Below are 23,030 nucleotides of genomic sequence, written 5' to 3'. Positions count from 1 at the left end.
CGCTGTCGTTCTCAAAATCGGTGGAGCTGCATGACAAAGTCATCGGGCATTATCTGAACATAAAACACTATCAATAAGTTGGAGTCATTACCCGATGACGCGTATAAATGACATACCTCTCGTAATAATGAATTCCGGTGTTCTTTGGACAATGGTGTGGGAGCTAAGACTATATGTTGCCATACCTATCATATTCATATTATTAAAAAGATTCCCTTACCCCAAATCTTTTGTGCTGATATCTATGTCCTATGTTGTCTACCAATGGTACTTTATAAGTAAAGATATTCAATTGAGCTATGTAATGTACTTTCTTGCTGGCTTTATGGTTGCAACTATAAAAAAAGAAATTAAGTTACATGATTCAATCAGTTCAATTATACTTTTTTTCGCTGTTATGTTGATAGGAAAGGCATATGATGTAATAACTCCATTATTAATGATGGTTGTTTTTTATACTCTTAAGTGCGGATGTACATACTTTGGTATACTTACGTGCAAACCAGTTAGAGTCCTTGGTGCCTGTAGTTTCTCAATTTACCTAATCCATGGAATTCCTCAGGCCGTATCTAAATACTACTTGTATGATGAGGGTTATATGATTTGGAAATTGGTGTCTGTAGCAACCTTAGGTGTTATTGCCCCTATAATGTACAAATACATTGAAAAACCCACAATGCATATAAATCTGTTAGCCGCGCAGAAGGTTTCTTAAATAATATTGTAAAAAGGGGCGTACTCAGTCCCTTTTTTACCCATTGTTGAAATTTTGTATGTTTTAACTCGAAAAATAGGATGCTAATAATTTTTTTCCATTTTATATCTTCTAGTGTGCAGATGTGCCAATCATTGAAGGGGTTTACTGAATTTAGCCACCTGACACAGGTGAAATGCTCACCTCAAAACAACACAAAAGCACCAATTAAAAGAAGAAATTTTAGCTCTGAATTCAAACGCGTATCAGCTCATCTCGTTGTCGACCAACATAACACCGTCTCTGATGCTACAAGGCTATGGATACTGGACTTTCCACGATGACGAAATGGGTCAAACAACAACGTGATGAGAATCAGGGCAAAACGCCAATAGACAGGAGTTTTTCTTTTCCTGCGAGCCAGTACTTCAGACGCCAGTATCTGGAACCATTCGGTTTAACAAACAGATACAGGGCACCGCCATCCGCCAGTTTGAAGGGCACGTCCTAAGGTTTAGCTGTGCTGACCTGGCGTGCCGTTAACTGCATTGGAGGTATCTCTTTCCATTGAACCAGTATATGCACCCGAATATCCCCTCGGGTTGGTATCGATTTCAATACAATTTAGTAGACGTAGGGAGAGCGAGATTTAGCTGAATAGCTTGGTATTACTGGATTGAGTAGACTTTGAGAGACGTTAGTAGAAATGAAATGGCACGCCCTGTAGGATTCGAACCTACGACCTACGGCTTAGAAGGCCGTTGCTCTATCCAACTGAGCTAAGGGCGCACTGAGAAGCGAGTACTTCGCGGTGGTGAAACGCGAAGAATTATACGGTCAATGGCAGGTGAGTCAATGCCTTTTCCGTTTTCAGGGCCAATTACCGCTAGCCGATTGTAAATACGGCTATTTTCTCAACATTCCTCCCTGTTTTACCGTAAAATTTAGCGCTGCGAAAAGGCTTAGTTGCATTTAAGTAACGCCTGCTGTTTTCCTGAACGTCAGCTCGTCACACTAGAGCCAGGTATCCCGGCCGCCTGGAGGCTGACAGACAACAGGACGATGGAGTGACAGCGCAAAACCTGATCGATACGCCCCCCCGGTTACAGTACCTCTCTCAGGACATCGTCGGCATTAAGCTTGAGCCTATCGTCGCCCTCGCCTCTTTGCGTCAGGTTGGCGTCGAGGTCCTTAGCGTCCTGGCCGATACGCGGCACAGTGAGGATTTTTTTTGCGATCGGTCCGCTGGCTGGTCGCTAACGCTGCTTGAGGCGCAGCTTGCTGCGTTAAAAAATACGCCGCACGGTCATAACCTTTTTATTAATCTGCCGATAACCGTCCTGACAGAGCCTGCGTCCTTCCAGCGGCTCATCAGACTCCCCTGCGTGCCGCTCAATATTGAGCTTGTCGACCTTGCGGCTTTTTTGGCGCTGTCCGTCGCGCAGAAGCAGCGCGTGGTTCAGAATCTGCAGCAGCTGAGCAGACAGGGGCACGCTATCTGGCTGGATGACATTGATGATGTCTTAGTGCAGTCGTTTTTATCCTGTCGACTTCCGTTAAGCGGCATAAAAATAGATAAGGAAGCATTCTGGCGTTTACGCGACACCCCTGCGCTGAGGCAACTGGTTTCCCTTTGCTTTCAGCTTGCCGGGAAAGTGCTTATCGAAGGTATTGAGACTGAACGCGATCGTACCTGGGCACTGCAGGCAGGCGCAGACTTCGGCCAGGGATATTACTGGCCGTCCTGGACATGGCCGGAGGATTAAAACGCCATTTCCAGGAGGGAGACCATGCGAATGACAGTGCGCCGTTACCGGCGGCGGCGTACAGGAAGTGATGCACTGGGATTTACGCGCTCACCTTTTGCTCCCCCCTTTTTCGACCGGCTCGAATTTTTGAGCCAGTCCATCAGCCAGCCCCGCAAAACAGACGCCCCGTTTATTCTCCTGGTGACGGAGGATCATTTCCTGCGCACCGGTTTTCTCAACGGGCAGTTTCCCCTGAGCAGCTGCTGCGATTACGCCACGCTGGACGACGCCCTTGTCGCACAGACCCAATGGCCCTCCGCCCGTCTGGTCGTGGATATTGAAAGCCGGTCAACGGGGCTTCTGGAGAAACTGGATCAGTTGAGAAGGCATAGCCTGTTTCCTCCGTTCCTGACGCCCTGGCTGTTAGTCCGGGCCGATAATTACGACACCCGCCTTTTCTGCAAAGCGGCAGGTCCCTTTCATGTGCTCGAGCGCCAGCTGAACGCCGCGGCACTCCAGCACAGCCTGCTGGATGCCTGCCCGCCACAGGGCTCCGACAAAGACTGGTTCAACCGCAATGAATGGCCGATCCTGCAGGAACTTTCCCGGGGCAAGACGTTACGTCAGATTGCCCTTATGCAGAATCGTCCCTATAGCCGCATTATCTATCGTCTTAGCTGCATCCTGGTGAAGCTGGGGCTGAGTCATCGACAGGAATTGTTGCATCTTCTTAATAACCTCTCAGACTGCACGTTTTCACTCACGTCCTAACCCCTTATTTCCTAAAGCGCTTTAAGAATTTACTTACCATTCGTGTTTCAAAAATGTTAATTTTTAACAATAAAGTCGAAATTATAACTATTCCTAATTTATGGGCGAGAACCTTGTGATATGCCACAAATTGAACGAACGGCAGCACTTTCCTCCATCCGTTAAATGAATGCAGACAGCGTTAACAAGATGATAATGATGTAAAAACAAGCAGCTTAGCGACTGCGCCCTGGAGGGAAAAGCGAAGCAGATAGCATGTTCTCCTGTGCAGGAGTTGCGGAGCTGAAGGTCAACCTTCACCCTTTCAGATGAAGGTCTGACGGCCTGCGAGGGCAATTGTTCACCTCATCAGACCGGGCGAGTCCCCCAAAATGATGCGTATTTTTGTTAACAATTGATCAACATACAGAGATATCTGTTATTTTTTGTTATTACATAAAGATGAAAATATGCGGTAAATGGGATAACAGGATATTTCCGCTAAATTTAAAAAAATAGCGATTCAGATCCAGAAGATAATACAAACCAATATCCTGTGATTAATTTACAGGGTTTTCGGAAAAAACTTACCCTGTATAATAAGAAGCGTACCAAATCTGAATAAGAAAAACCTTTTTGCCAACACCAGCCAAATGAGATGACCGCGCTGAGGCATAGTTCTTTTCATTACGTAAACAAGGATGCTTTCGCTCTTTCCAGGAAAATACTACGGTATAGGGATCTGCACATTATATCCTTCCGGCATTTCGAGAGTTTTACCAAACTCTGCATAACGCTTTTAACAATCTGAGGCATTAAAAATGAAACCGGCATCCGTTATCATTATGGACGAACATCCTATCGTCAGAATGTCGATAGAAGTCCTGCTACAGAAAAATAAGAATATCACAGTCAAGCTCAAGTCTGGCGATAGCCATGAAGTCCTTGACTGTATCCGTAATCACCCTATCGATCTGGTGATCCTTGACATTGAACTCACGGGCACGGATGCTTTCGCTTTACTTAAGAGAATCAGAAACTTAAACAAAGACATTAAGGTTCTGTTCCTCTCATCTAAATCAGAGTTATTTTACGCGGGTCGCGCCATTCGCGCCGGGGCAAATGGTTTCGTCAGTAAACGAAAAGATTTGGGTGAGATCTACAACGCCGTAGAAATGATCCTGATGGGCTATTCCTTTTTCCCATCGGAAACGCTGAACTTTATAAACCATTTGGGTTCAGGGAAAGGGATGGCAGTCGATATGCCATTATCAAATCGCGAGGTCACGGTATTACGCTATCTGGCGAATGGATTATCCAATAAGGAAATTGCTGAACAGCTACTATTAAGTAACAAAACCATTAGCGCGCATAAATCCAATATTTATTCCAAGCTGGGCGTGCAAAGCATCGTGGAATTAATTGATTACGCCAAAGCGCACGAGCTGCTTTAACCTGAATTCACTCCCTGCAGCTTATCTGAGCTGCAGGGAGTGCGGTCAGTGCTAATTATAGTTAATCATAAAGGTGGCATCCGCATCGGCTCGTCCGGGCTGAGGGTTATCTGCAGTGGCAATATAATTGGCATAAAACGACAATGTTGCATTCCCCTGCGCATCAACCGAGACCGGCTGGCTGGCCTGCTGGAGAGCCAGACGCGTTTTATCCGCATCCCTGATCTCTACCGCGACACGGCTCGCTGTACTGGCGTCGTTCAGCGCCAGCAAACCGTTATTGCTCCCGTCGGCTTTACCCGAAAACGTAATCGACGCCGCGCCCGGCGGACAGCCGGTCAGCTTCAGCGTAAACGGCATGGGCTGCGTGCGGCTCCCGGTGGTGCTGAGCTGTTTCGTGGGCCAGGTGCCCAGCGTGACGGTCTTGTCGCTGTCGCTGCCTTCCGCAACGCAGGTAAAATCGACAATATTGCCGTAGAGCCGAATGTTAATTTCACCCAACGCGGTGTCCGCCTGAGCCTGTGTGCAAAGCGCAAAGAGCGCCACGGTGAGAAAACGGATCCCGTTTCGCATATCGGCTCCTTAGTCGTAATCCACGCGCAAATACCCGCGCGAGGTGAAACGCCCTTCCGCTGGCTTGTTGCCCGTCACGCTCACTGGCCAGACGCGGATCCCCACCTTTGCCTGCGCGCTGTCGTCGAGGCGGAACGGAATTTTGCTTGTCAGGTTGTTAGGCGTTAGCGGCGCACCGCTCTCGTTGGCAATGATGAACCCGACGTCCGGGTTATCCGACACCAGCACATTATCAGAGACTTTCTCCGCCTCTACGCGCATCGTCAGCATGGCGTTCGCCTCGACGTTGGTGCATTTGATCGCAATGGTTTTGCTTTGCGATGAGACGCCCTCCGGTTTGTTACCTACGCCCGCCTTGCTGGACAAGGAGGCACCAATGTCGCCGAAATCAAACTCCACCACGTTTCCGGCGTTGATAGCGCAGCTTTGCGGCACCTGAATGGTACCGCTGTAGCTGATGGTATAGACCGGCGTGGTGAGCGGATCCGAGGAGGTGGTGGTGACGTAAACGCGGAACATGGTGGCGCGCGGGATCACGACCATATTAATAAAACGTCGGGTTACCTTAAGGCGGAAGACAAGGCTGGAGTCCTGAACGCCAAACGGTCTGTTTTTGGAGACGTTAGGATGGCTCCCCATCTGGATATAGTTTTTTGGCGGATAAAACACGCCAGCATAGCTGTCCGTGATTTTCATGGCCCCGTCCAGATAGTCGTTCAGCTTCAGATACTGATAGCCATCGCTCGTTCCCGTTACCGGATAGTCGGTCACATAGCTACGCTTGGTGGTATTCCCGACCGTGCCCTTCGGGCAGACGGCATTCACCCCTACCCACTGCGACTTCTCGCTGAGCGTCACGACCTGTCCAATCTGGTTATTCGAGCTATTGAATTTGTCCGTCAGGTCGTAATGCACTTCCGTCGGCACGCCTTTTTCATTGACGCACACGGTGGCGAATGCGTTTGCCGCAGGCAGTAGCGCCAGAAGCGACAAGCCTAAGATGTGGGTTTTATTCACAGCGAATCCCCTTCATTGTGATTGCCTGTTGCAGGCTCTTTTCAGGCAAACTGTAAGGCGCGCGACACTGGGACTGCGCCCCGTCGCCCCACTGGATCAGCAACTCGCCCTCCAGCGGCAGCCCGCTCAGGTAAATTTGCCCGTCATCCCCCACCATGCTGGTGACACCGCTCCGGGTCTCACGGACCACCGCGCCGAACGGCACGGGCTGGTTGCCGCGCGTTACCGTCAGCAGGGCGCGCACGCCAATGCGAGTATCAAAGCTGGCGCGCACCAGCGCGCCTTTGGTCGGGACCACGCTGCTCACGTTGTTTTCGATGTCGGTGTTGTTGCTCATGGTGTTGGTATCCAGCGCCACGCGGTTGTAGCGGTAGACGGTGGCATACGGCATCACCGCATAGCCTCGCCAGTCGGTTCTCACGCCGGTCTGGTTTTCCACGCTGACGCCGGATGCCCCCGGCGCTTTGATCAGCACGTTGGTGTCACCCAGCGGCTGGCTGAAGGTCACGCCGTCGGCATGACCGACGACCCCGCCGGAGAGCTGCCAGTTGAGATCGTGCTGATCGTCGCTGTAGTTGTAGCCCACGCCCAACGTGCCGTAGGTCGCCTGCCAGTTGGCGCTGGCGCTTCCGCTTGACCCGTTGGTGCTGGTGTGTCCCTGAGTCACGCTGTAGTTCAGGTTGCGGTCCTCCAGCAGCGTGCCGCTGACGCCGGTTTGCCAGCTTGTGTCGCCATCGCTGTTCCGGCTGGCGGATGCCGTGGCGTAGGCCCTGTCGATGGCGCTGTCCCGGCGATAGCCCTGACGGGTAAAGATACTGAACGGCACGGAGACGTTAAACGACGCGATCCGGTCGGTGCCGTCGATCCCGACGGATTTGTTCCACGACCACGAAACGGAGTAGTTGATCCCCTTCATGCCCCCCGCATACCCCAGCTGGTACCAGAGGTTCGACTCGTCGGTACCCCAGTAGGTCTGCTCGCTGCCGGAGATATAGACCGAGCCGTAATCCCCCAGCGACTGAGAAACGTTAAGCTGGAAGCGGCCTTTTTTATTCCACGTCAGGTTGTGATAGCTCTGCACGTCCGGCACATCGTTATCATCCTGGCTGTCGGCATACTGATAGCCTTCCATGGAGCGCCATGCCACATCGTCCAGGGTGTAAAACCCTTTTGTGGAGTAACGGTAGCCCAGCAGCTGGAAGTTGGTGCCAAAGCCGTTAAGGGATTTCGCATAGAGGAAGCGCAGGGACTGTCCTTCATGCTTGCTGTCGTCCGCGAGCTGGCTGCGGGCGTGGGTGATATCGAGCGAAACCGCGCCCCAGTCGCCCAGGTTTTTTCCGGCCCCGACGGCGACCGCGGTATAGCGTGACGCCAGCTGCGTCCCGCCGTAGAGCGTAAAGCCGTTGGCAAGCCCGGTAATCAGGGTGCCCTGGGTGAAGAACGGCGTATCCTGATCGCTGTTACCGCTGCGGTAATCCCCCGCGACGAGGTCATACTTCCAGCGCCCTTCACGCTGCAGAAGCGGCACGGTGGAGTACGGCACGGTATAGCGCTGCTGGGTACCGTCTTTCTCTTCTACCGTCACTTCCAGGTCACCGCTTGAGGAGGTGGGGTTGAGATCGGTAATCGCAAATGCGCCCGGCTGCACATAGCTTTGATAGATCACGTAGCCATTCTGACGCACCACCACTTTGGCGGGCGTCCGGGCGATCCCGCGTACGGTGGGCGCGTAGCCCTGCAGGCTGTCCGGGTACATGCTGTCAGACGAGAAGAGCCGTCCGCCGCGGAACCCCATGCTGTCGAAGACGTCATTGCCGGTATTGCTGTCGCCCAGGACCAGTTCGCTTTTCAGCGGGATCACGGTGCGCTGCGCCCAGGTGCCAATATTCTGCCACTCGCTGTGCCGCTGCCCGTTGGTCTGCGTGTATCGCCATGCGCCGTTGTTGCGCAGGCGCCAGGCGCCATAGTTCAGCCCGCTCTGCAGGTTGAGGTAATAGCTGTCGTCTTCGCTGCCCCGGTTGCCCGTAAAGCTGTAGTTCAGCAGCGCGGCGGGAATGCCTTCATCCCACTGTTCCGGCGGAATGTAGCCCCGGGCGCTGTTCTGCAATGCCACCTGCGGCAGGCTAACGTTCAGGCGCTGTGAGGCAAAGTTGAATACCGTTTCGCTACCGGGAATGGCCGTGGTCAACGGGACGCACGCCTCACCCTGGACCTGAGCCAGCTCGGGAAACGCCGCAACGTTGACGCCAAAGCGGTCGAGCATCGCCCGCGTAATACACGGCGATAGCCCGCCCGCCACCGGCGGCGTGTTCTCCGCCTGCTCAAAACGCACGTCCTGAGTCCCGATAAATTCATCGTTACGCCAGATATCCACGCGATAAACGCCGGGTGCCTGCTGGTGTCCTTGTTCAAAACGCGACAAATCCGCCACGCTGGCGGTGTCGTCGGACAGGAAGGCCGGGTTGAAATAGCTTTCGCTCCAGCCAGCCTGCGGCCAGAGCGCAGCCATCAGCGCCAGCGCAACCGGGCAGTAACGTCCCTGATGGTTTTTCATCGCCCTGACTCTGCTCACAGGTTGACGCTACGCGCCGGCGTGATGGCACCGTAGTCATTCACGCTCTGCCAGGAGAGCGTGCCGCCGGCACCGGCTGGCAGCACCTGCTGTGCCGCGCTTTTCGGCGCCACCATCAGGTTATCCAGCGTCTTCCCGCCCAGCTTCAGATTGACGAGGGTGATGTAATACGGAGACGCGTTGCTGACTTTGAGATGGTTACCCGCGCGCTCAAACCGCAGCTGGGAAAGCGCCTCTTCCGGCTGCATTGCCAGGTTGTTCGGGCGCACAAACAGCTTGATACGCGAGAGAATAGCCAGCTGCAGCACGTTATTGTTTTCCGTTTTGGCTTTGTTCACTGACGGGATCGCTTTCACGTTCATGTAAAACAGCGATTCACGGTCGGCAGGCAGCGCAGGCCCGGCGTAAATAATGCGCAGCGTGTTTTCACTGTCCGGCTCGCTAACAAACAGGGGCGGCGTGACGGCAAACGTTTTTTCTTTTTGCCCGTTCGCATTTTCGATCCACGCGTTAATTAAATAGCGTTCCTGTTTATTGCTGTTGGTGATCGCCAGCGACGTTTGCTTCGCGTCCGCCGGGTAAATAACGCGGGTGGCTCCCAGCGCAATACCGCCGGATGCATTCGCGCAGGCAGAAACCATCATTAAAATAAACGATAAAAAAAGTCCTGGTTTAATTAGGGTATTCATCACAACCGTACCTTTAATAATGTGTTCGCAGGTGTTATGGATAAATCAACGTAAACCAGACATCCGACTGAATTTTGCCTGGCTCGAGGTGTTCGGAAATAGCCCGATAGCGGGCGCTGAAATGGAACGCCAGCTCGCGGGTATCGATCGGCAGCCAGCTGACGGCCGTGGCATTTGGGATAATCTGACGCTGCTGCTCGTCAAAGAGCGCCAGCCCAACGCCGCTGCTGACAGGCGTTTCACCTGGTCGCGATGTCGCCAGAAAGACCTGAGGATCTTCTGCGGGTGTGGCCCCCTGAAACTGGATCCCCACGGTGCGCGAAACATCAACGCTGCAGTCCAGCAGCCGTACGGTGAAAGGCACATTCACCGTGGAAAAACTGCCCACGCCGGAAAATGAATTGGTTCGGTACTGCCCCATATCGATGCGCATATTCTGGCTGTCGGGCGCCACGGCGCAGCCGCCGTTCACCAGTTCACCTCTGAGATGAACCTTGCCACCTTCGATCACCACGGTATGCGCCGATGCCGGGCAAGCCATCGCAAGGGTTAACAGCAGTAGTGTTCCTGTCCTTGTCATCCTTTGTTCCTGGCAATAGCGTATGACGGGCCTCGTCCCTGAGGCCTGAACATCCCTGTGCGGAGGAATTATTCGTATTTCATAACGAAGGTGGCGTCAGCGTTCGCCTGGCCTGGCTCGGTAGTCGCAGCCGTGGATTTATAACGCGCGGTGAACTTCAGGGTGTTGGTCCCTTCGATCAGCGTCTGCGCAGCAGAGAAGGTCGCACCGTCTGGCGTCAGAACGCTGGATTTGCTGTCGAGGATCTCGATACCCACGCCTTTCGCGGTGTTGTCGTTGCTGCCGGAGGTGATGGCCAGCAGGGTTTTGTCGGTTGGGTCGATCTGACCGGTGAACGCAACAGCGGCAGTTTTGGCCACCAGCGGATCGCAATCGTTCAGTTCAATGTTGAACGGAATATTAGAGGTGGTGTCGCCCACTTTGGTGAATTTCGCGGTACGATACTGACCCAGATTAACGGTCTGCTCGGAAGAATCAGTATTTACTGAACAAGCCGCATTAACCAGCTCACCTTTAAAATGTACGGTACCGCCATTTACGGAAACCGGCGCAGCAGGATCCGCTGCATTTGCGGCACCCGCAACTAGGGCCAAAGTTGCAATAACAGTAGAAGCAATGTTGCTGAGTTTCATGTCTATTCCTTTAAAATGTAAATAACCCTTCCCGCGAAAAATCGGGAATAAGAAATACGTTCAATTGAGTAATTGAAAGCTTATTTCGGAGGAGACAAAGTAGCTCAGGAGGTGATTTTTAAATATGTCAAAACGCTGCCATTTTACCAGGTCACATCCTAATCCCGCCTAAGAAATTGACCATCCCTTAAGAAGGGTTTTTGCGTCTTGCGGATAAAAACGCGCAAAGGGTGACTGACAGCGGGGCTCGCTTCTGACAAAATACACGCATCCCCCCTTTCGAACGTTACAGACGGAATCTTCTCTCTGATGGCAGCAAAGATTATTGACGGTAAAACGATTGCGCAGCAGGTGCGCTCTGAGGTCGCGGAAAAAGTGAAGGCGCGTAAAGCGGCCGGAAAACGCGCCCCCGGGCTGGCCGTTGTGCTGGTTGGCAGTAACCCGGCATCGCAGATTTATGTCGGCAGCAAGCGCAAAGCGTGTGAAGAGGTGGGGTTCGTCTCCCGCTCTTACGATTTGCCGGAAACCACCAGCGAAGCAGAACTGCTGGAACTTATTGACACTCTGAACGCCGATAAAGAGATCGACGGTATTCTGGTTCAGCTGCCGCTGCCCGCCGGTATCGACAACGTGAAGGTGCTGGAGCGTATCGCACCGGATAAAGACGTGGACGGCTTCCATCCTTACAACGTTGGCCGCCTGTGCCAGCGCGCGCCGCGCCTGCGTCCGTGCACGCCGCGCGGTATCGTGACGCTGCTGGAGCGTTATAACATCGATACTTACGGCCTGAACGCCGTGGTCATCGGCGCGTCCAACATCGTGGGCCGCCCGATGAGCATGGAGCTGCTGCTGGCAGGCTGCACCACCACCGTTACCCACCGCTTCACCAAAAACCTGCGTCACCACGTTGAGAACGCCGATCTGCTGATCGTCGCGGTCGGTAAGCCGGGCTTTATTCCAGGTGAATGGATTAAAGAGGGCGCAATTGTCGTGGACGTCGGGATTAACCGTCTGGAAAACGGCAAAGTGGTCGGCGACGTGGTGTATGAAGATGCCGCCGCGCGCGCCTCTTACATTACCCCCGTACCGGGCGGCGTAGGCCCGATGACCGTCGCAACGCTGATTCAGAATACCCTGCAGGCGTGCGAAGAATATCACGACGTAGAGGACGCGTAAGATGGCCACATTTTCATTAGGCAAACACCCGCACGTTGAGCTGTGCGATCTGCTCAAGCTGGAAGGCTGGAGCGAAAGCGGCGCGCAGGCGAAAATTGCCATTGCCGACGGGCTTGTCAAAGTGGACGGTGCGGTGGAAACCCGCAAGCGCTGCAAGATTGTCGCGGGCCAGACCGTGAGCTTTGAAGGCCAGAGCGTGACCGTGACGGCGTAAGCCGTTTGATGCCCGGTGGCGCTGCGCTTACCGGGCCTACGTACTGTCTCCGTTTGTAGGCCGGGTAAGGCGAAGCCGCCACCCGGCAATTTCTATCTCTATCCCCTCACACCCATCACGGTTATTTATCGATCCACTTCAAATAATCAGTATTTCGTCTGTTGAAAAGTGAAAATTCAGTTGCGCGTTTTTCACGCTTTGCCCACGATAAGTAGAACGTTCTACTAAAACGTTCTACTTACAATAACAGCGCCAAAAAAAGCGCTACTCGGGGGAAATCAGCATGAGTCTGATATCAGGGTTTGTTAAATCGCTGTCTAAGTTATCGATGATTGGTCGCGCCTTAATGCTGCCAATTTCACTGCTTCCCGCTGCGGGCCTGCTGCTGGCCTTCGGCGATAAGTTCCATCTGCCGCTGATGATGAACGCGGGCGGGGTTATCTTTGATAACCTGCCGATGCTGTTTGCCATTGGCTCTGCCGTGGGCCTGGCGTCAGAATCCGGCATTGCGGCGCTGTCTGCGGCGGTGTCGGTGTTTGTCACCAATATCACCATCAGCACCGTGCTGAGCATCACGCCGGAAATGGCCTCCCAGGGCGGGAAATACGCCATGGTGGTGGGCATTCCGACGCTGCAGATGGGCGTCTTCGGCGGCCTGATCTGCGGTATTCTCGCGGCCTGGTGCTATAACCGCTTCCACACCATGCAGCTTCCGGAATTCCTGGGCTTCTTCTCCGGCAAGCGCTTCGTGGCGATTGCAACGGCGTTCCTCTCGTTCCTGATGGGGCTGCTGCTGCCGTACGTGTGGCAGCATATCCAGGCCGGTATCGACGCCCTCTCCGTGATCGTTAACGGCGATAATCAGGCGGCCTCGACCTTTATCTTCGGTCTGGTGGAGCGCGCGCTGATCCCGCTCGGTCTGCACCATATCTGGTATCCGTCGTTCTGGTATTCGTTTGGGGATTACACCACCCAGGCAGGCCAGGTGATCCACGGCGACCAGACCATCTGGTTCAAGATGCTGGAAGAAGGGGTGAAATCCTTCAGCAGCGACACCTACCAGAACGCCGGTAAGTTCATGCAGGGTGAATTCCCGCTGATGCTGTTCGCGCTGCCTGCGGCGTGCCTGGCGATGTATCACGAAGCCCATACGAAGAATAAGAAAATCGCGGCCGGTATTCTGTTCTCCGCGGCGCTGACCTGCTTCCTGACGGGGATTACCGAACCGGTTGAGTTTACCTTTATCTTCGTGGCGCCGATTCTGTACGTCTTTAACGCCATCATGGCGGGTCTGGCCTACATGACCATGTACCTGCTGCATGCGCATATCGCCAAGTCGTTCTCTGCAGGTTTTATCGACTATCTGTCATTCGGGATCCTGCCGTCGTTTAACGGCTACCAGACCCACTTCCTGAGCGCCATTATCATCGGTATTCCAATGGGCCTGATTTATTACTTCACGTTCCGCTTTGTGATCCGTCGTTTCGACGTGAAAACGCCGGGCCGCACCGAAGTAACCGCCAATGCGGATGAAAAATCGGATTCCGAGCTCGCGACCGAGATCATCACCCTGCTGGGCGGCGCGCATAACATCGACTCCGTCGGCGCCTGTATCACCCGCCTGCGTCTGGAAGTGGCAAAAAGCGACGCGGTGGATAAAGACGGTCTTAACGGACTCGGCGCGCGCGGCGTGGTGTTTGTCGGCGACAACGGTATTCAGGTGATTTTCGGTGCCAGAGCACAGTTTATCGCCCAGACCATGTCCACCATGATCGGCAAATAATAAGATGCCTGAACGACACGTCTCCTGTACGCTGGGAGGCGTGTTTTATCTGGCTGATAATCGGTAAATTTCAGGGAGCGGTTTTGAAGAAAGTCAGCATTATTGATGTTGCAAAGCACGCGGGCGTGTCGGTTTCCACCGTATCGCTGGTGCTGCGCCAGAAAGGGAAAATCTCAGAGGCAACGATCGAGAAGGTCAACGCTGCCATCAATACCCTGGGCTATGTTCATAACGTTGCCGCTGCCAACCTCCGCGCCAATACCTCTAATCTGATTGGCCTGATCCTCCGCGACTTTAGCGACAGCTTCTCCATCAAGGTGATGGCGAGCATTGTTCAGGATCTTGAAAAACAGGGATATATGGTTTTTCTCGGTCAGCCCCAGAACGACCATGACCAGCTTGAGCGCTGCCTGCTGTCGTTTAAGCAGCAGGGCGTCGCCGGGGTGATCTATCTGGCCTCGGATACCCGCACCTCTACCCTGCCGGAAAAGATTCGCCACTGCCCGCTGCCGCTGGTGGTGGTCTCTCAGTCGCTGCTGGATGAAAAATGCAATCTGGTGATGCGCGATAACCGACAGGCGGCCAGTCTGGCGGTGCGTTATCTTATCGAGCGCGGTCATCGTAATATCGCCTACATAGGCGGACGGGAAGGCTGCCTTATCCGCGAGCAGCGCCTGCTCGGCTTTCGCAGCGCGATGGCGCAAAACGGGCTGGTCTGGCGCGATGAATACTCGCCGGCCTGCAGCGATGACACGCTGGCAGCGGGTTTTGCCACCCGCCAGCTGCTGGAAAAAAACAATACCATCACCGCCCTGCTCTGCCACTCGCCGGATGCCATGATCGGCTCCATCTCAGGTATTCATCAGGTTGGGCGTACGGTGGGTAAAGATGTGTTTCTGACGCAGCAGGTCGCCCTGGTTGGTTTCGAAGATATGCTCCACGTTAACCTCACCTCACCCTCGTTTACCTACGTCTCGTCCGCCAGCGAAGAGACGGGGCGTCAGGCGGCCGGGCTGATTATTCGCACGCTGAAGGAGCCGACGCTGCAAACCCAGCGTATTACGCTCTCCGGGCAGCTTATCGCACGCGAGTCGGCGTAAAATCAGAATTTAGCACAGGTCTTTTAGCGCGAGATGACTGCTATATTTCCATGATTTGCCATGGATAATCACAATGCCTACCGTCATTACGCACGCTGCTGTTCCGCTTTGCCTGGGCTTAGGCCTGGGGACAAAAGTTATCCCACCCCGCCTGCTGTTTGCCGGCATTGTTCTCGCCATGCTGCCGGACGCCGACGTGCTGGCGTTCAAGTTCGGCGTCGCGTACGGCAACGTTTTCGGCCATCGCGGCTTTACCCACTCCCTGCTTTTTGCCTTCGTGGTGCCGATACTTTGCGTACTGACTGGACGACGATGGTTCCGGGCCAGCCTGACGCGGTGCTGGCTGTTTTTAACCGTGTCACTGCTGTCGCACAGCCTGCTGGATTCGATTACCACAGGCGGGAAAGGCGTCGGCTGGCTGTGGCCGTGGTCAGATGAACGCTTCTTTGCGCCGTGGCAGGTGATCAAGGTCGCGCCGTTTGCGCTCTCACTCTATACCACGCCGTACGGGCATCAGGTGATTATTTCAGAACTGCTGTGGGTGTGGCTGCCGGGTGTAGTGCTGATGGGAATGTTGTGGTGGAAAAGAAGGTAAAAAAAAGCCGGGTGGCGGCTGCGCCTTACCCGGCCTACTTTTGCCCGTAGGCCCGGTAAGCGTAAGCGTCACCGGGCGTTACAGACTTACTTACGGCGCCAGGTCGTTCCCTGCGGGCCGTCCTCCAGGATGATGCCCATCTCGGTCAGACGGTTACGCGCCGCATCGGCCGCCGCCCAGTCCTTCGCCTGACGCGCTTCCAGACGCGCCTTGATCAACGCTTCAATCTCCGCCACTTCACCGTCGTCCGCCTGCGCACCGCTCTGCAGGAACGCGTCCGGCTCCTGCTCCAGCAGGCCGAGCACGGCAGAGAGCTTACGCAGATGTGACGCCAGCGCATTCGCGGCCGCCATATCCTCGGACTTCAGGCGGTTCACTTCGCGCGCCATGTCGAACAGCACGGAGTAGGCTTCCGGGGTGTTGAAGTCGTCGTTCATCACCTCAACGAAGCGCGCTTCGAAGGCTTCGCCGCCTGCCGCCGGAACAGACTTGTCGGTTCCGCGCAGCGCGGTGTACAGACGCTCCAGCGCCGAACGCGCCTGCTTCAGGTTCTCTTCGCTGTAGTTCAGCTGGCTGCGATAGTGGCCGGACATCAGGAAGTAGCGCACGGTTTCCGCGTCGTAATACTTCAGCACGTCGCGCACGGTAAAGAAGTTACCCAGCGATTTCGACATCTTCTCGCGGTCAACCATTACCATCCCGGAGTGCATCCAGTAGTTCACGTACTCGCCGCCGTGGGCGCAGGTGGACTGCGCGATTTCGTTTTCGTGGTGCGGGAACATCAGGTCTGAACCGCCGCCGTGAATGTCGAAGTGCTTGCCCAGCTGTTTGCAGTTCATCGCAGAACATTCAATGTGCCAGCCCGGACGGCCGTCGCCCCACGGGGATGGCCAGCTTGGTTCACCCTCTTTAGACATCTTCCACAGCACGAAGTCCATCGGGTTGCGCTTCACATCAACCACGTCAACGCGGGCACCGGCCTGGAGCTGATCCAGATCCTGACGGGAAAGCGCACCGTAGGTTGGGTCCGTCGGCACGGAGAACATCACGTCGCCGTTGTCGGCAACGTACGCATGTCCGCGGACGATCAGCTTTTCGGTGATCTCGATGATTTCGTGAATATGGTGGGTCGCGCGCGGCTCGCTGTCAGGACGCAGAATATTCAGGGCGTCGAAGTCTTTGTGCATCTCAGCGATCATGCGATCCACCAGCGCGACAAAGCTTTCGCCGTTTTCATTGGCGCGCTTGATGATCTTATCGTCGATGTCGGTGATGTTGCGCACGTATTTCAGCTTGTACCCCAGAAAACGCAGGTAGCGTGACACCACGTCGAAGGCGACAAAGGTACGGCCATGGCCAATGTGACAGAGATCGTAAACCGTAATACCACACACGTACATGCCGACTTCCCCGGCATGGATAGGTTTAAATTCCTCTTTTTGGCGCGTCATTGTATTAAAGATTTTTAACATCGAAGATTCCATGTAAACACGTGTGTGGTTGAAAACCGGCTATTCTACCCGTAATTCAAACCCGAAGCAGCACACAATGCAAGGTGATCGCATCCTGTGGTTATGCTATAACAAGCCCCTATAGATGACCCGAAGGCGGGTCGACGTACCACAATAACGGAACAGGATGCAAAAATGGTTACTTTCCACACTAATCATGGCGATATCGTAATCAAAACCTTTGATGACAAAGCGCCTGAAACAGTTAAAAACTTCCTGGACTACTGCCGCGAAGGTTTCTACAACAACACCATTTTCCACCGCGTGATCAACGGTTTCATGATACAGGGCGGCGGTTTCGAACCTGGCATGAACCAGAAAGCCACTAAAGAGCCGATCAAGAACGAAGCGAACAACGGCCTGAAAAACACCCGCGGCACGCTGGCGATGGCACGTACTCAGGCACCTCACTCTGCTACTGCACAGTTCTTCATTAACGTGGCGGACAACGACTTCCTGAACTTCTCCGGCGAAAGCCTGCAGGGTTGGGGCTACTGCGTATTCGCAGAAGTGGTTGAAGGTATGGACGTGGTTGACAAGATCAAAGCCGTCTCTACTGGCCGCAGCGGTATGCACCAGGACGTTCCAAAAGAAGACGTTGTGATTACCAGCGTGACCGTCAGCGAGTAATTGGTGGCGACACTCTTTATTGCGGATCTTCATCTGCAAACAGAAGAACCGGCGATAACCGCCGGTTTTCTGCGTTTTTTACGCGGTGAAGCGAAAAGCGCCGATGCGCTGTACATCCTGGGCGACCTCTTTGAAGCCTGGATTGGCGACGACGATCCTAACCCGCTGCACCGTGAAATGGCCGCCGCTATTCACGCGCTGGTGGATTCGGGCGTCCCCTGCTACTTCATTCACGGCAACCGTGATTTCCTGATCGGCAAGCGCTACGCCCGTGAAAGCGGCATGACGCTGCTGCCGGAAGAACAGGTGCTCGACCTCTACGGCCGCAAGGTCCTGATCATGCACGGCGACACGCTCTGCACCGACGATACCGGCTACCTGGCGTTTCGCGCCAAAGTCCACACCCCGTGGATCCAGAAGGTGTTCCTTGCCCTGCCGCTCTTTATCCGCAACCGCATCGCCGCCAGAATGCGCGCAGGCAGTAAAGCCGCCAACAACAGCAAATCCATGACCATCATGGACGTCAATCCGCAGGCGGTCGTGCGGGTGATGGAAAAGCATGACGTTCAGTGGCTGATCCACGGCCATACCCATCGTCCTGACGTGCATTCCCTCATCGCCAACGGCCAGCCCGCACACCGCGTGGTATTGGGTGCCTGGCATACCGAAGGTTCTATGGTCAAAGTCACGCCTGAGGGCGTGGAGCTGATCGCGTTTCCTTTTTAACCCCCTCCACATCATTCTATTTTTTTGAACAATATCGGCAAATTGTTTCGATTTTAATCCGCCCGTGGTCGGCCTATTATTTATCACATCAGGGCAACACGCCCTATCCCAGACAAAACACTTAAGGAATACGACCATGAAATCCATCAAAACTTTCGTTGCAGTTGCGGCTCTCTCCCTGGTTTCTTTCGGTTCTTTCGCGCAGAGCGTGAGCGCAACCGCCTCTACCCTTGACCGCGCAGAAGCGAAAATCGCTGCACAGGCTGCTGAACAGGGTGCGTCTTATAAAATCACCAGCGCGAAGGTCGATAATCGCGTGTATATGACCGCAGAACTGACGAAATAATGATTGCCCCTCGACGAAAACAGACCGCCAGAATGCGGTCTGTTTTGTTATGAACTGATGGCAACAACGGCTCAAGATTTAACCGCGCAACCGTTTTCCTTGCCCGTATAACATGCTATTCTCTGTGCCCTCGAAAGCAGTGTGTTTCGCACCACAGGAGTTTTAAGACGCATGTCTTCCCGCAATAATCCGGCGCGTGTCGCCATCGTGATGGGGTCCAAAAGCGACTGGGCTACCATGCAGTTCGCCGCCGAAATCTTTGACATCCTGAATGTTCCGCACCACGTTGAAGTGGTCTCCGCGCACCGTACACCGGACAAACTGTTCAGCTTCGCCGAAAGCGCCGAAGAGAACGGTTATGAGGTGATCATTGCCGGTGCGGGCGGCGCAGCACATCTGCCGGGCATGATTGCCGCCAAAACCCTGGTGCCGGTGCTGGGCGTCCCGGTACAAAGCGCCGCGTTAAGCGGTGTGGACAGCCTCTACTCCATCGTTCAGATGCCGCGCGGTATTCCTGTCGGCACGCTGGCGATTGGCAAAGCGGGTGCCGCCAATGCCGCCCTGCTGGCCGCGCAGATCCTGGCGACGCACGATAAAGACTTACATGAGCGTCTGGCGGCGTGGCGTAAAGCCCAGACCGACGAAGTGCTGGACAACCCGGACCCGCGGGGTGCGGCATGAAGCAGGTTTGCGTCCTTGGTAACGGCCAGTTAGGCCGCATGCTGCGTCAGGCCGGTGAGCCGCTGGGTATTGCCGTCTGGCCCGTCGGGCTGGACGCCGAGCCGGAAGCCGTCCCATTCCACCAGAGCGTGATCACCGCCGAGATTGAACGCTGGCCGGAGACCGCTCTGACCCGCGAGCTGGCGCGTCATAACGCCTTCGTTAACCGCGACGTGTTCCCGATCGTTGCCGACCGCCTGACGCAAAAGCAGCTGTTCGACAAGCTCGGCCTCGCGACCGCGCCGTGGCAGCTCCTGTCCGATAAAAGCGAGTGGAACGACGTCTTCGCCATGCTGGGCGAGCTGGCGATCGTGAAGCGCCGCGTGGGTGGCTACGACGGCCGCGGCCAGTGGCGCCTGCGCGCAGGCGACACCGCCGAGCTGCCGGATGATTGCTACGGCGAGTGCATCGTTGAGCAGGGCATTAACTTCAGCGGTGAAGTCTCGCTGGTTGGCGCGCGCGGGCATGACGGCCACACGGTGTTTTATCCGCTGACGCATAACCTGCATCAGGACGGCATTCTGCGCACCAGCGTCGCCTTCCCGCACGCCAATGCCGACCAGCAGGCGCAGGCGGAAGAGATGCTCTCTGCCATCATGCACGAACTCGGTTATGTCGGCGTCATGGCGATGGAGTGCTTTATCACCCCGTCCGGTCTGCTGATCAATGAACTTGCGCCGCGCGTGCACAACAGCGGCCACTGGACGCAAAACGGCGCCTCCATCAGCCAGTTTGAGCTGCACCTGCGCGCCATTACCGACCTGCCGCTGCCGCAGCCGGTGGTGAACAGCCCGTCGGTGATGATCAACCTGATCGGGACCGATCTGAACTACGACTGGCTGAAGCTGCCGCTGGTGCATCTGCACTGGTATGACAAAGAGGTCCGCGAGGGTCGTAAAGTCGGCCACCTGAACCTGAACGACAGCGACACGGGCCGTCTGAGCGCCACGCTGGAAGCCATGATCCCGCTCCTGCCGCCGGAATACGCGAGCGGTATTGTCTGGGCACAATCTAAGCTTAAATAGTTCTCCCTCCGCCGGGGAGTTGACCTCCTCTTTCCCCGGCGTACAATTCCCGCCCATTGCTGCTTAGCTTTCTTCTGGAATAACCATGAACGATGGAACGGACTATCGCGCGATCCTCGCGTCCGATACCCCTTTAATCGACGTTCGCGCGCCGATCGAATTTGCCCAGGGCGCGATGCCAGCGGCAGTCAACCTGCCTTTAATGAACGATGACGAGCGCGCCGCCGTCGGCACCTGTTATAAACGTCAGGGACCGGACGCCGCGCTGGCGCTCGGCCATCGCCTGGTGAGCGGCGACACGCGTGAGGCCCGCATCAACGCCTGGCGCGTAGCCAGCCTTGCCCATCCTGAGGGCTTTCTCTGCTGCGCGCGCGGCGGCCAGCGCTCGCATATCTCGCAGGCCTGGCTGAAAGAGGCGGGTATCGACTACCCGCTGATCCGCGGTGGCTATAAGGCCCTGCGCCAGACGGCGATTCAGGTGACCATCGAGCAGTCGCAAAAGCCGATGGTGCTTATCGGCGGCTGTACCGGGAACGGTAAAACCCTGCTGGTGAAGCAGCACGCGCAGGGTATCGATCTGGAAGGGCTGGCGCACCATCGCGGCTCGTCATTTGGCCGCACGCTCACGCCGCAGCTTTCTCAGGCCAGCTTTGAAAATCACCTTGCGGTTGAGCTATTGAAAAAAGACGCCGCGCGCTGGGTGCTGGAAGATGAAGGCCGGATGATTGGCTCTAACCACCTGCCGGCCTGCCTGCGCGACCGCATGGTTGAAGCCCCTATCGTCGTGGTCGAGGATCCGTTTGACATTCGTCTTGAACGCCTGCGCGAAGAGTATTTCGACCATATGTGGGCGGACTTTTCTGCCGCCTACGGCGAGGAAGCGGGCTGGAAAGAATACAGCGAGTACCTGCATCACGGCCTGTTCGCCATACGCCGCCGTCTTGGGCTGCAGCGCTTTGCGGAATTTACCGCGCTGTTAGACTCCGCGCTGCTGGAACAGCAACGCTCTGGCCGCACTGACGCACACTTCAGCTGGCTTGTACCGCTCCTGAACGACTATTACGACCCGATGTACGGCTATCAGCTGGAGAAAAAGGCGGAAAAGATTGTGTATCGCGGGACGTACGAAGAAATTGCTGAGTGGCTTGATCGCTGAAAAATAAAGCCGGGTGGCGGCTACGCCTTACCCGGCCTACGCGTACTGTTGTAGCCCCGGTAAGCGCAGCGCCACCGGGGAACAGACGGCTTAGAAGTCGTAACGCAGACGCACCAGGTTCATGTCGCCCAGGTTGTCGGTGCTGGAGGTGAACACGTGTTCGTAATCCACGCGGAAACCGTAATCCAGCTGGAAGCTGATCCCCACGCCGTTGTCGATGCGCTGGTAGTTACGGCCGTTCACGTACTCAATGCGATCACCCATGAAGTAAGGCTGGATGGATTTCACCGCGTACTGACCGACTGGGAACTTGTACCCTGCGAAGTACTCAATACCCCACGCGTCGCCCGCAAAGTAGTCGTTAACAGACACTTTTTTGGTGGTCAGGAAGTTCTGATACCAGCCGCCGCCTGCGGAGAAGGTCCAGTTGTCCGGGGTCCAGCTCAGCGCGGTACCGAGAATGTTCTGGTCGTAGGTTTTGCTGTCGCCGTTGTCCGGGTTACGCATGTCGGCGCGGGTGTAGTTCCACGCTGCGCCCCAGGTCAGGTCGGTAGTCAGGTGGTAATCCAGACCCAGCGAGCCGCCGCCTTTACGCTTGTAGCGCAGGCCGTTGCCCGGCAGGAATTCGCTGTCTTCAAACAGGTAGGATGCATAAATGTCAGCATCGCCCACGGTTTTCTTATATTTCAGCATCTGGCGTGAACGGTAAGAACCGTCGTAGTCGCCGTTGATCCCGTTACCCGGTGCCTGAGCGATCATGTCGTAGTCCCAGATATCGGTTTTCGCGCCAACCACATCATAGTAAACGCTGTTCTGTTGACCGAAGGTCAGCGTACCCCAGGTGTCGCTCTTCAGACCGGTATAGAGCATACGACGCGTGGTGTCGTGTGCGCCTTCGGCGTAGTGGTGATCCCAGTTAAACTGCGCAGGAATATTCACACCCAGCTCGTAGTAGCTGATCCAGCTGATGTCATCAAACAGGTAGTAATCTGCAGCGAAACGGAAGCGGGTGCCGCCGTCAAAGCCGTTACGCTTGTAGCTGTTTTTCCCGTCGTCGCCGGTCATGTTCTGGAACTGAGGACGAATACTGCCGCCAACGGTGAAGTTCAGGCGGCTCAGCGGGTTACCCGCCTGAGGATCCTGCTTAAGAACGGTGATTTCCGCCTGAGAAGCGAAGGTCGTTAATGCCACTGCCGCGCCAATCGTTGCCGCCAGCGCTGATTTTTTTATAGTCATTATTTTTCCTTAATAGACACGCTGCTAAATATTTAGCGGGAGAATATTAACTGGAAATAATCGGGCTGTGTGGACAGGTTTTTAATGTTTTGTGCTACTAAAT

The 23,030-nt window shown here is 55.0% G+C and carries 24 protein-coding genes, 1 tRNA gene and 2 pseudogenes; 17 read left to right on the top strand and 10 right to left on the bottom strand.

Going from position 1 to position 23,030, the window contains the following annotated elements:
• The 3 genes and pseudogenes from ACOTXF_RS06060 to ACOTXF_RS06050 all read left to right on the top strand — a co-directional run.
• The coding region (locus ACOTXF_RS06060; RefSeq protein ID WP_033802282.1) for an IS1 family transposase at positions 1-77 on the top strand (77 nt) is incomplete at its 5' end.
• Entirely contained in the window at positions 74-715 is a 642-nt protein-coding gene (locus ACOTXF_RS06055) for an acyltransferase family protein (RefSeq protein ID WP_394817827.1), read from the top strand. The genes ACOTXF_RS06060 and ACOTXF_RS06055, both read left to right, overlap by 4 nt.
• A gap of 206 nt (positions 716-921) precedes the next feature.
• A pseudogene (locus ACOTXF_RS06050) lies at positions 922-1,085 on the top strand (transposase); the annotation flags it as partial.
• On the opposite strand, the pseudogene ACOTXF_RS06045 reads toward ACOTXF_RS06050, so the two are convergent.
• Both ACOTXF_RS06045 and ACOTXF_RS06040 read right to left on the bottom strand, forming a co-directional pair.
• A pseudogene (locus ACOTXF_RS06045) lies at positions 1,073-1,198 on the bottom strand (Arm DNA-binding domain-containing protein); the annotation flags it as partial. The pseudogenes ACOTXF_RS06050 and ACOTXF_RS06045 overlap by 13 nt on opposite strands.
• A 208-nt stretch (positions 1,199-1,406) precedes the next feature.
• Positions 1,407-1,483, bottom strand: a tRNA-Arg gene (locus tag ACOTXF_RS06040).
• Positions 1,484-1,761: 278 nt separating this feature from the next.
• On the opposite strand from ACOTXF_RS06040, the gene ACOTXF_RS06035 reads away from it, so the two are divergent.
• From ACOTXF_RS06035 to fimZ, 3 genes are all read left to right on the top strand, one after another.
• A complete protein-coding gene (locus tag ACOTXF_RS06035) occupies positions 1,762-2,460 on the top strand; it encodes an EAL domain-containing protein (RefSeq protein ID WP_008499341.1) in 699 nt (232 codons plus the stop codon).
• Positions 2,461-2,484: 24 nt separating this feature from the next.
• Entirely contained in the window at positions 2,485-3,213 is a 729-nt protein-coding gene (locus tag ACOTXF_RS06030) for a helix-turn-helix transcriptional regulator (protein WP_232926685.1), read from the top strand.
• A gap of 800 nt (positions 3,214-4,013) precedes the next feature.
• Complete coding sequence (gene fimZ, locus ACOTXF_RS06025; RefSeq protein WP_008499339.1) at positions 4,014-4,646, top strand: fimbria biosynthesis transcriptional regulator FimZ; 633 nt, start codon at positions 4,014-4,016, stop codon at positions 4,644-4,646.
• Between the two features lie 51 nt (positions 4,647-4,697).
• On the opposite strand, the gene sfmF is transcribed toward fimZ, so the two are convergent.
• The 6 genes from sfmF to fimA all read right to left on the bottom strand — a co-directional run bounded on the left by sfmF (position 4,698) and on the right by fimA (position 10,709).
• Entirely contained in the window at positions 4,698-5,219 is a 522-nt protein-coding gene (gene sfmF / locus ACOTXF_RS06020) for a fimbria assembly protein (RefSeq protein ID WP_008499338.1), read from the bottom strand.
• Between the two features lie 9 nt (positions 5,220-5,228).
• On the bottom strand, positions 5,229-6,236 hold the full coding sequence (fimH, locus tag ACOTXF_RS06015; RefSeq protein ID WP_047747538.1) for a type 1 fimbria D-mannose specific adhesin FimH: 1,008 nt from the start codon (positions 6,234-6,236) through the stop codon (positions 5,229-5,231).
• Complete coding sequence (locus ACOTXF_RS06010) at positions 6,229-8,790, bottom strand: fimbrial biogenesis usher protein (protein WP_008499336.1); 2,562 nt, start codon at positions 8,788-8,790, stop codon at positions 6,229-6,231. Before ACOTXF_RS06010 ends, fimH begins: the two co-directional genes overlap by 8 nt.
• A gap of 14 nt (positions 8,791-8,804) precedes the next feature.
• Positions 8,805-9,497 (bottom strand): type 1 fimbria chaperone FimC, encoded by a 693-nt coding sequence (fimC, locus tag ACOTXF_RS06005; protein ID WP_023326827.1) that lies wholly within the window; start codon positions 9,495-9,497, stop codon positions 8,805-8,807.
• Positions 9,498-9,531: 34 nt separating this feature from the next.
• Positions 9,532-10,077 carry a type 1 fimbrial protein subunit FimI gene (gene fimI / locus ACOTXF_RS06000; protein WP_008499334.1) on the bottom strand — a complete coding sequence of 182 codons (546 nt, stop codon included), beginning with the start codon at positions 10,075-10,077 and terminating at the stop codon, positions 9,532-9,534.
• 68 nt (positions 10,078-10,145) lie between these two features.
• Positions 10,146-10,709 carry a type 1 fimbrial major subunit FimA gene (fimA, locus tag ACOTXF_RS05995; protein WP_048962555.1) on the bottom strand — a complete coding sequence of 188 codons (564 nt, stop codon included), beginning with the start codon at positions 10,707-10,709 and terminating at the stop codon, positions 10,146-10,148.
• Positions 10,710-11,018: 309 nt separating this feature from the next.
• On the opposite strand from fimA, the gene folD reads away from it, so the two are divergent.
• The 5 genes from folD (at position 11,019) to ACOTXF_RS05970 (ending at position 15,577) form a co-directional block, all read left to right on the top strand.
• Positions 11,019-11,885 (top strand): bifunctional methylenetetrahydrofolate dehydrogenase/methenyltetrahydrofolate cyclohydrolase FolD, encoded by an 867-nt coding sequence (folD, locus tag ACOTXF_RS05990; protein ID WP_008499332.1) that lies wholly within the window; start codon positions 11,019-11,021, stop codon positions 11,883-11,885.
• Between the two features lies 1 nt (position 11,886).
• A complete protein-coding gene (gene ybcJ / locus ACOTXF_RS05985; protein WP_004143016.1) occupies positions 11,887-12,099 on the top strand; it encodes a ribosome-associated protein YbcJ in 213 nt (70 codons plus the stop codon).
• A gap of 283 nt (positions 12,100-12,382) precedes the next feature.
• A complete protein-coding gene (locus tag ACOTXF_RS05980) occupies positions 12,383-13,882 on the top strand; it encodes a PTS transporter subunit EIIC (RefSeq protein WP_023343521.1) in 1,500 nt (499 codons plus the stop codon).
• 83 nt (positions 13,883-13,965) lie between these two features.
• Positions 13,966-14,982, top strand: a complete 1,017-nt coding sequence (gene malI / locus ACOTXF_RS05975) for a Mal regulon transcriptional regulator MalI (protein ID WP_008499330.1) — start codon at positions 13,966-13,968, stop codon at positions 14,980-14,982.
• Positions 14,983-15,055: 73 nt separating this feature from the next.
• Complete coding sequence (locus ACOTXF_RS05970; protein ID WP_047745391.1) at positions 15,056-15,577, top strand: metal-dependent hydrolase; 522 nt, start codon at positions 15,056-15,058, stop codon at positions 15,575-15,577.
• Positions 15,578-15,663: 86 nt separating this feature from the next.
• On the opposite strand, the gene cysS is transcribed toward ACOTXF_RS05970, so the two are convergent.
• Positions 15,664-17,049: a cysteine--tRNA ligase gene (cysS, locus tag ACOTXF_RS05965; protein ID WP_032656601.1), complete on the bottom strand. Its 1,386-nt coding sequence runs from the start codon at positions 17,047-17,049 to the stop codon at positions 15,664-15,666.
• Positions 17,050-17,223: 174 nt separating this feature from the next.
• Here cysS and ppiB point away from each other — a divergent pair, with 174 nt between their 5' ends.
• The 6 genes from ppiB (at position 17,224) to mnmH (ending at position 21,691) form a co-directional block, all read left to right on the top strand.
• Entirely contained in the window at positions 17,224-17,718 is a 495-nt protein-coding gene (ppiB, locus tag ACOTXF_RS05960) for a peptidylprolyl isomerase B (RefSeq protein ID WP_008499327.1), read from the top strand.
• Between the two features lie 3 nt (positions 17,719-17,721).
• A complete protein-coding gene (gene lpxH, locus ACOTXF_RS05955) occupies positions 17,722-18,444 on the top strand; it encodes a UDP-2,3-diacylglucosamine diphosphatase (RefSeq protein ID WP_316937141.1) in 723 nt (240 codons plus the stop codon).
• A 136-nt stretch (positions 18,445-18,580) separates the two neighbouring features.
• On the top strand, positions 18,581-18,790 hold the full coding sequence (locus tag ACOTXF_RS05950) for a YdgH/BhsA/McbA-like domain containing protein (RefSeq protein ID WP_008499325.1): 210 nt from the start codon (positions 18,581-18,583) through the stop codon (positions 18,788-18,790).
• A gap of 171 nt (positions 18,791-18,961) precedes the next feature.
• The gene (gene purE / locus ACOTXF_RS05945) at positions 18,962-19,471 is read left to right on the top strand and encodes a 5-(carboxyamino)imidazole ribonucleotide mutase (protein WP_021241611.1); all 510 of its coding nucleotides are present in this window, start codon (positions 18,962-18,964) and stop codon (positions 19,469-19,471) included.
• Positions 19,468-20,535 carry a 5-(carboxyamino)imidazole ribonucleotide synthase gene (purK, locus tag ACOTXF_RS05940; protein WP_032674289.1) on the top strand — a complete coding sequence of 356 codons (1,068 nt, stop codon included), beginning with the start codon at positions 19,468-19,470 and terminating at the stop codon, positions 20,533-20,535. The genes purE and purK overlap by 4 nt, the downstream gene beginning before the upstream one ends.
• Positions 20,536-20,620: 85 nt before the next feature.
• Positions 20,621-21,691: a tRNA 2-selenouridine(34) synthase MnmH gene (mnmH, locus tag ACOTXF_RS05935; RefSeq protein ID WP_023293122.1), complete on the top strand. Its 1,071-nt coding sequence runs from the start codon at positions 20,621-20,623 to the stop codon at positions 21,689-21,691.
• Between the two features lie 90 nt (positions 21,692-21,781).
• Here the strand turns inward: mnmH and ACOTXF_RS05930 are convergent, their stop codons facing one another.
• Positions 21,782-22,927, bottom strand: coding sequence for a porin (locus ACOTXF_RS05930; protein ID WP_023293123.1), 1,146 nt, complete (start codon positions 22,925-22,927; stop codon positions 21,782-21,784).
• Positions 22,928-23,030 lie beyond the last annotated feature (103 nt).

Source organism: Enterobacter cloacae complex sp. IR53041 (genome assembly GCF_049238285.1).
GTDB classification, from domain to species: Bacteria; Pseudomonadota; Gammaproteobacteria; order Enterobacterales; family Enterobacteriaceae; genus Enterobacter; species Enterobacter roggenkampii.
Note: the sequence above shows the minus strand (reverse complement) of the source record. Positions and strands in the feature narration are given on the sequence as shown.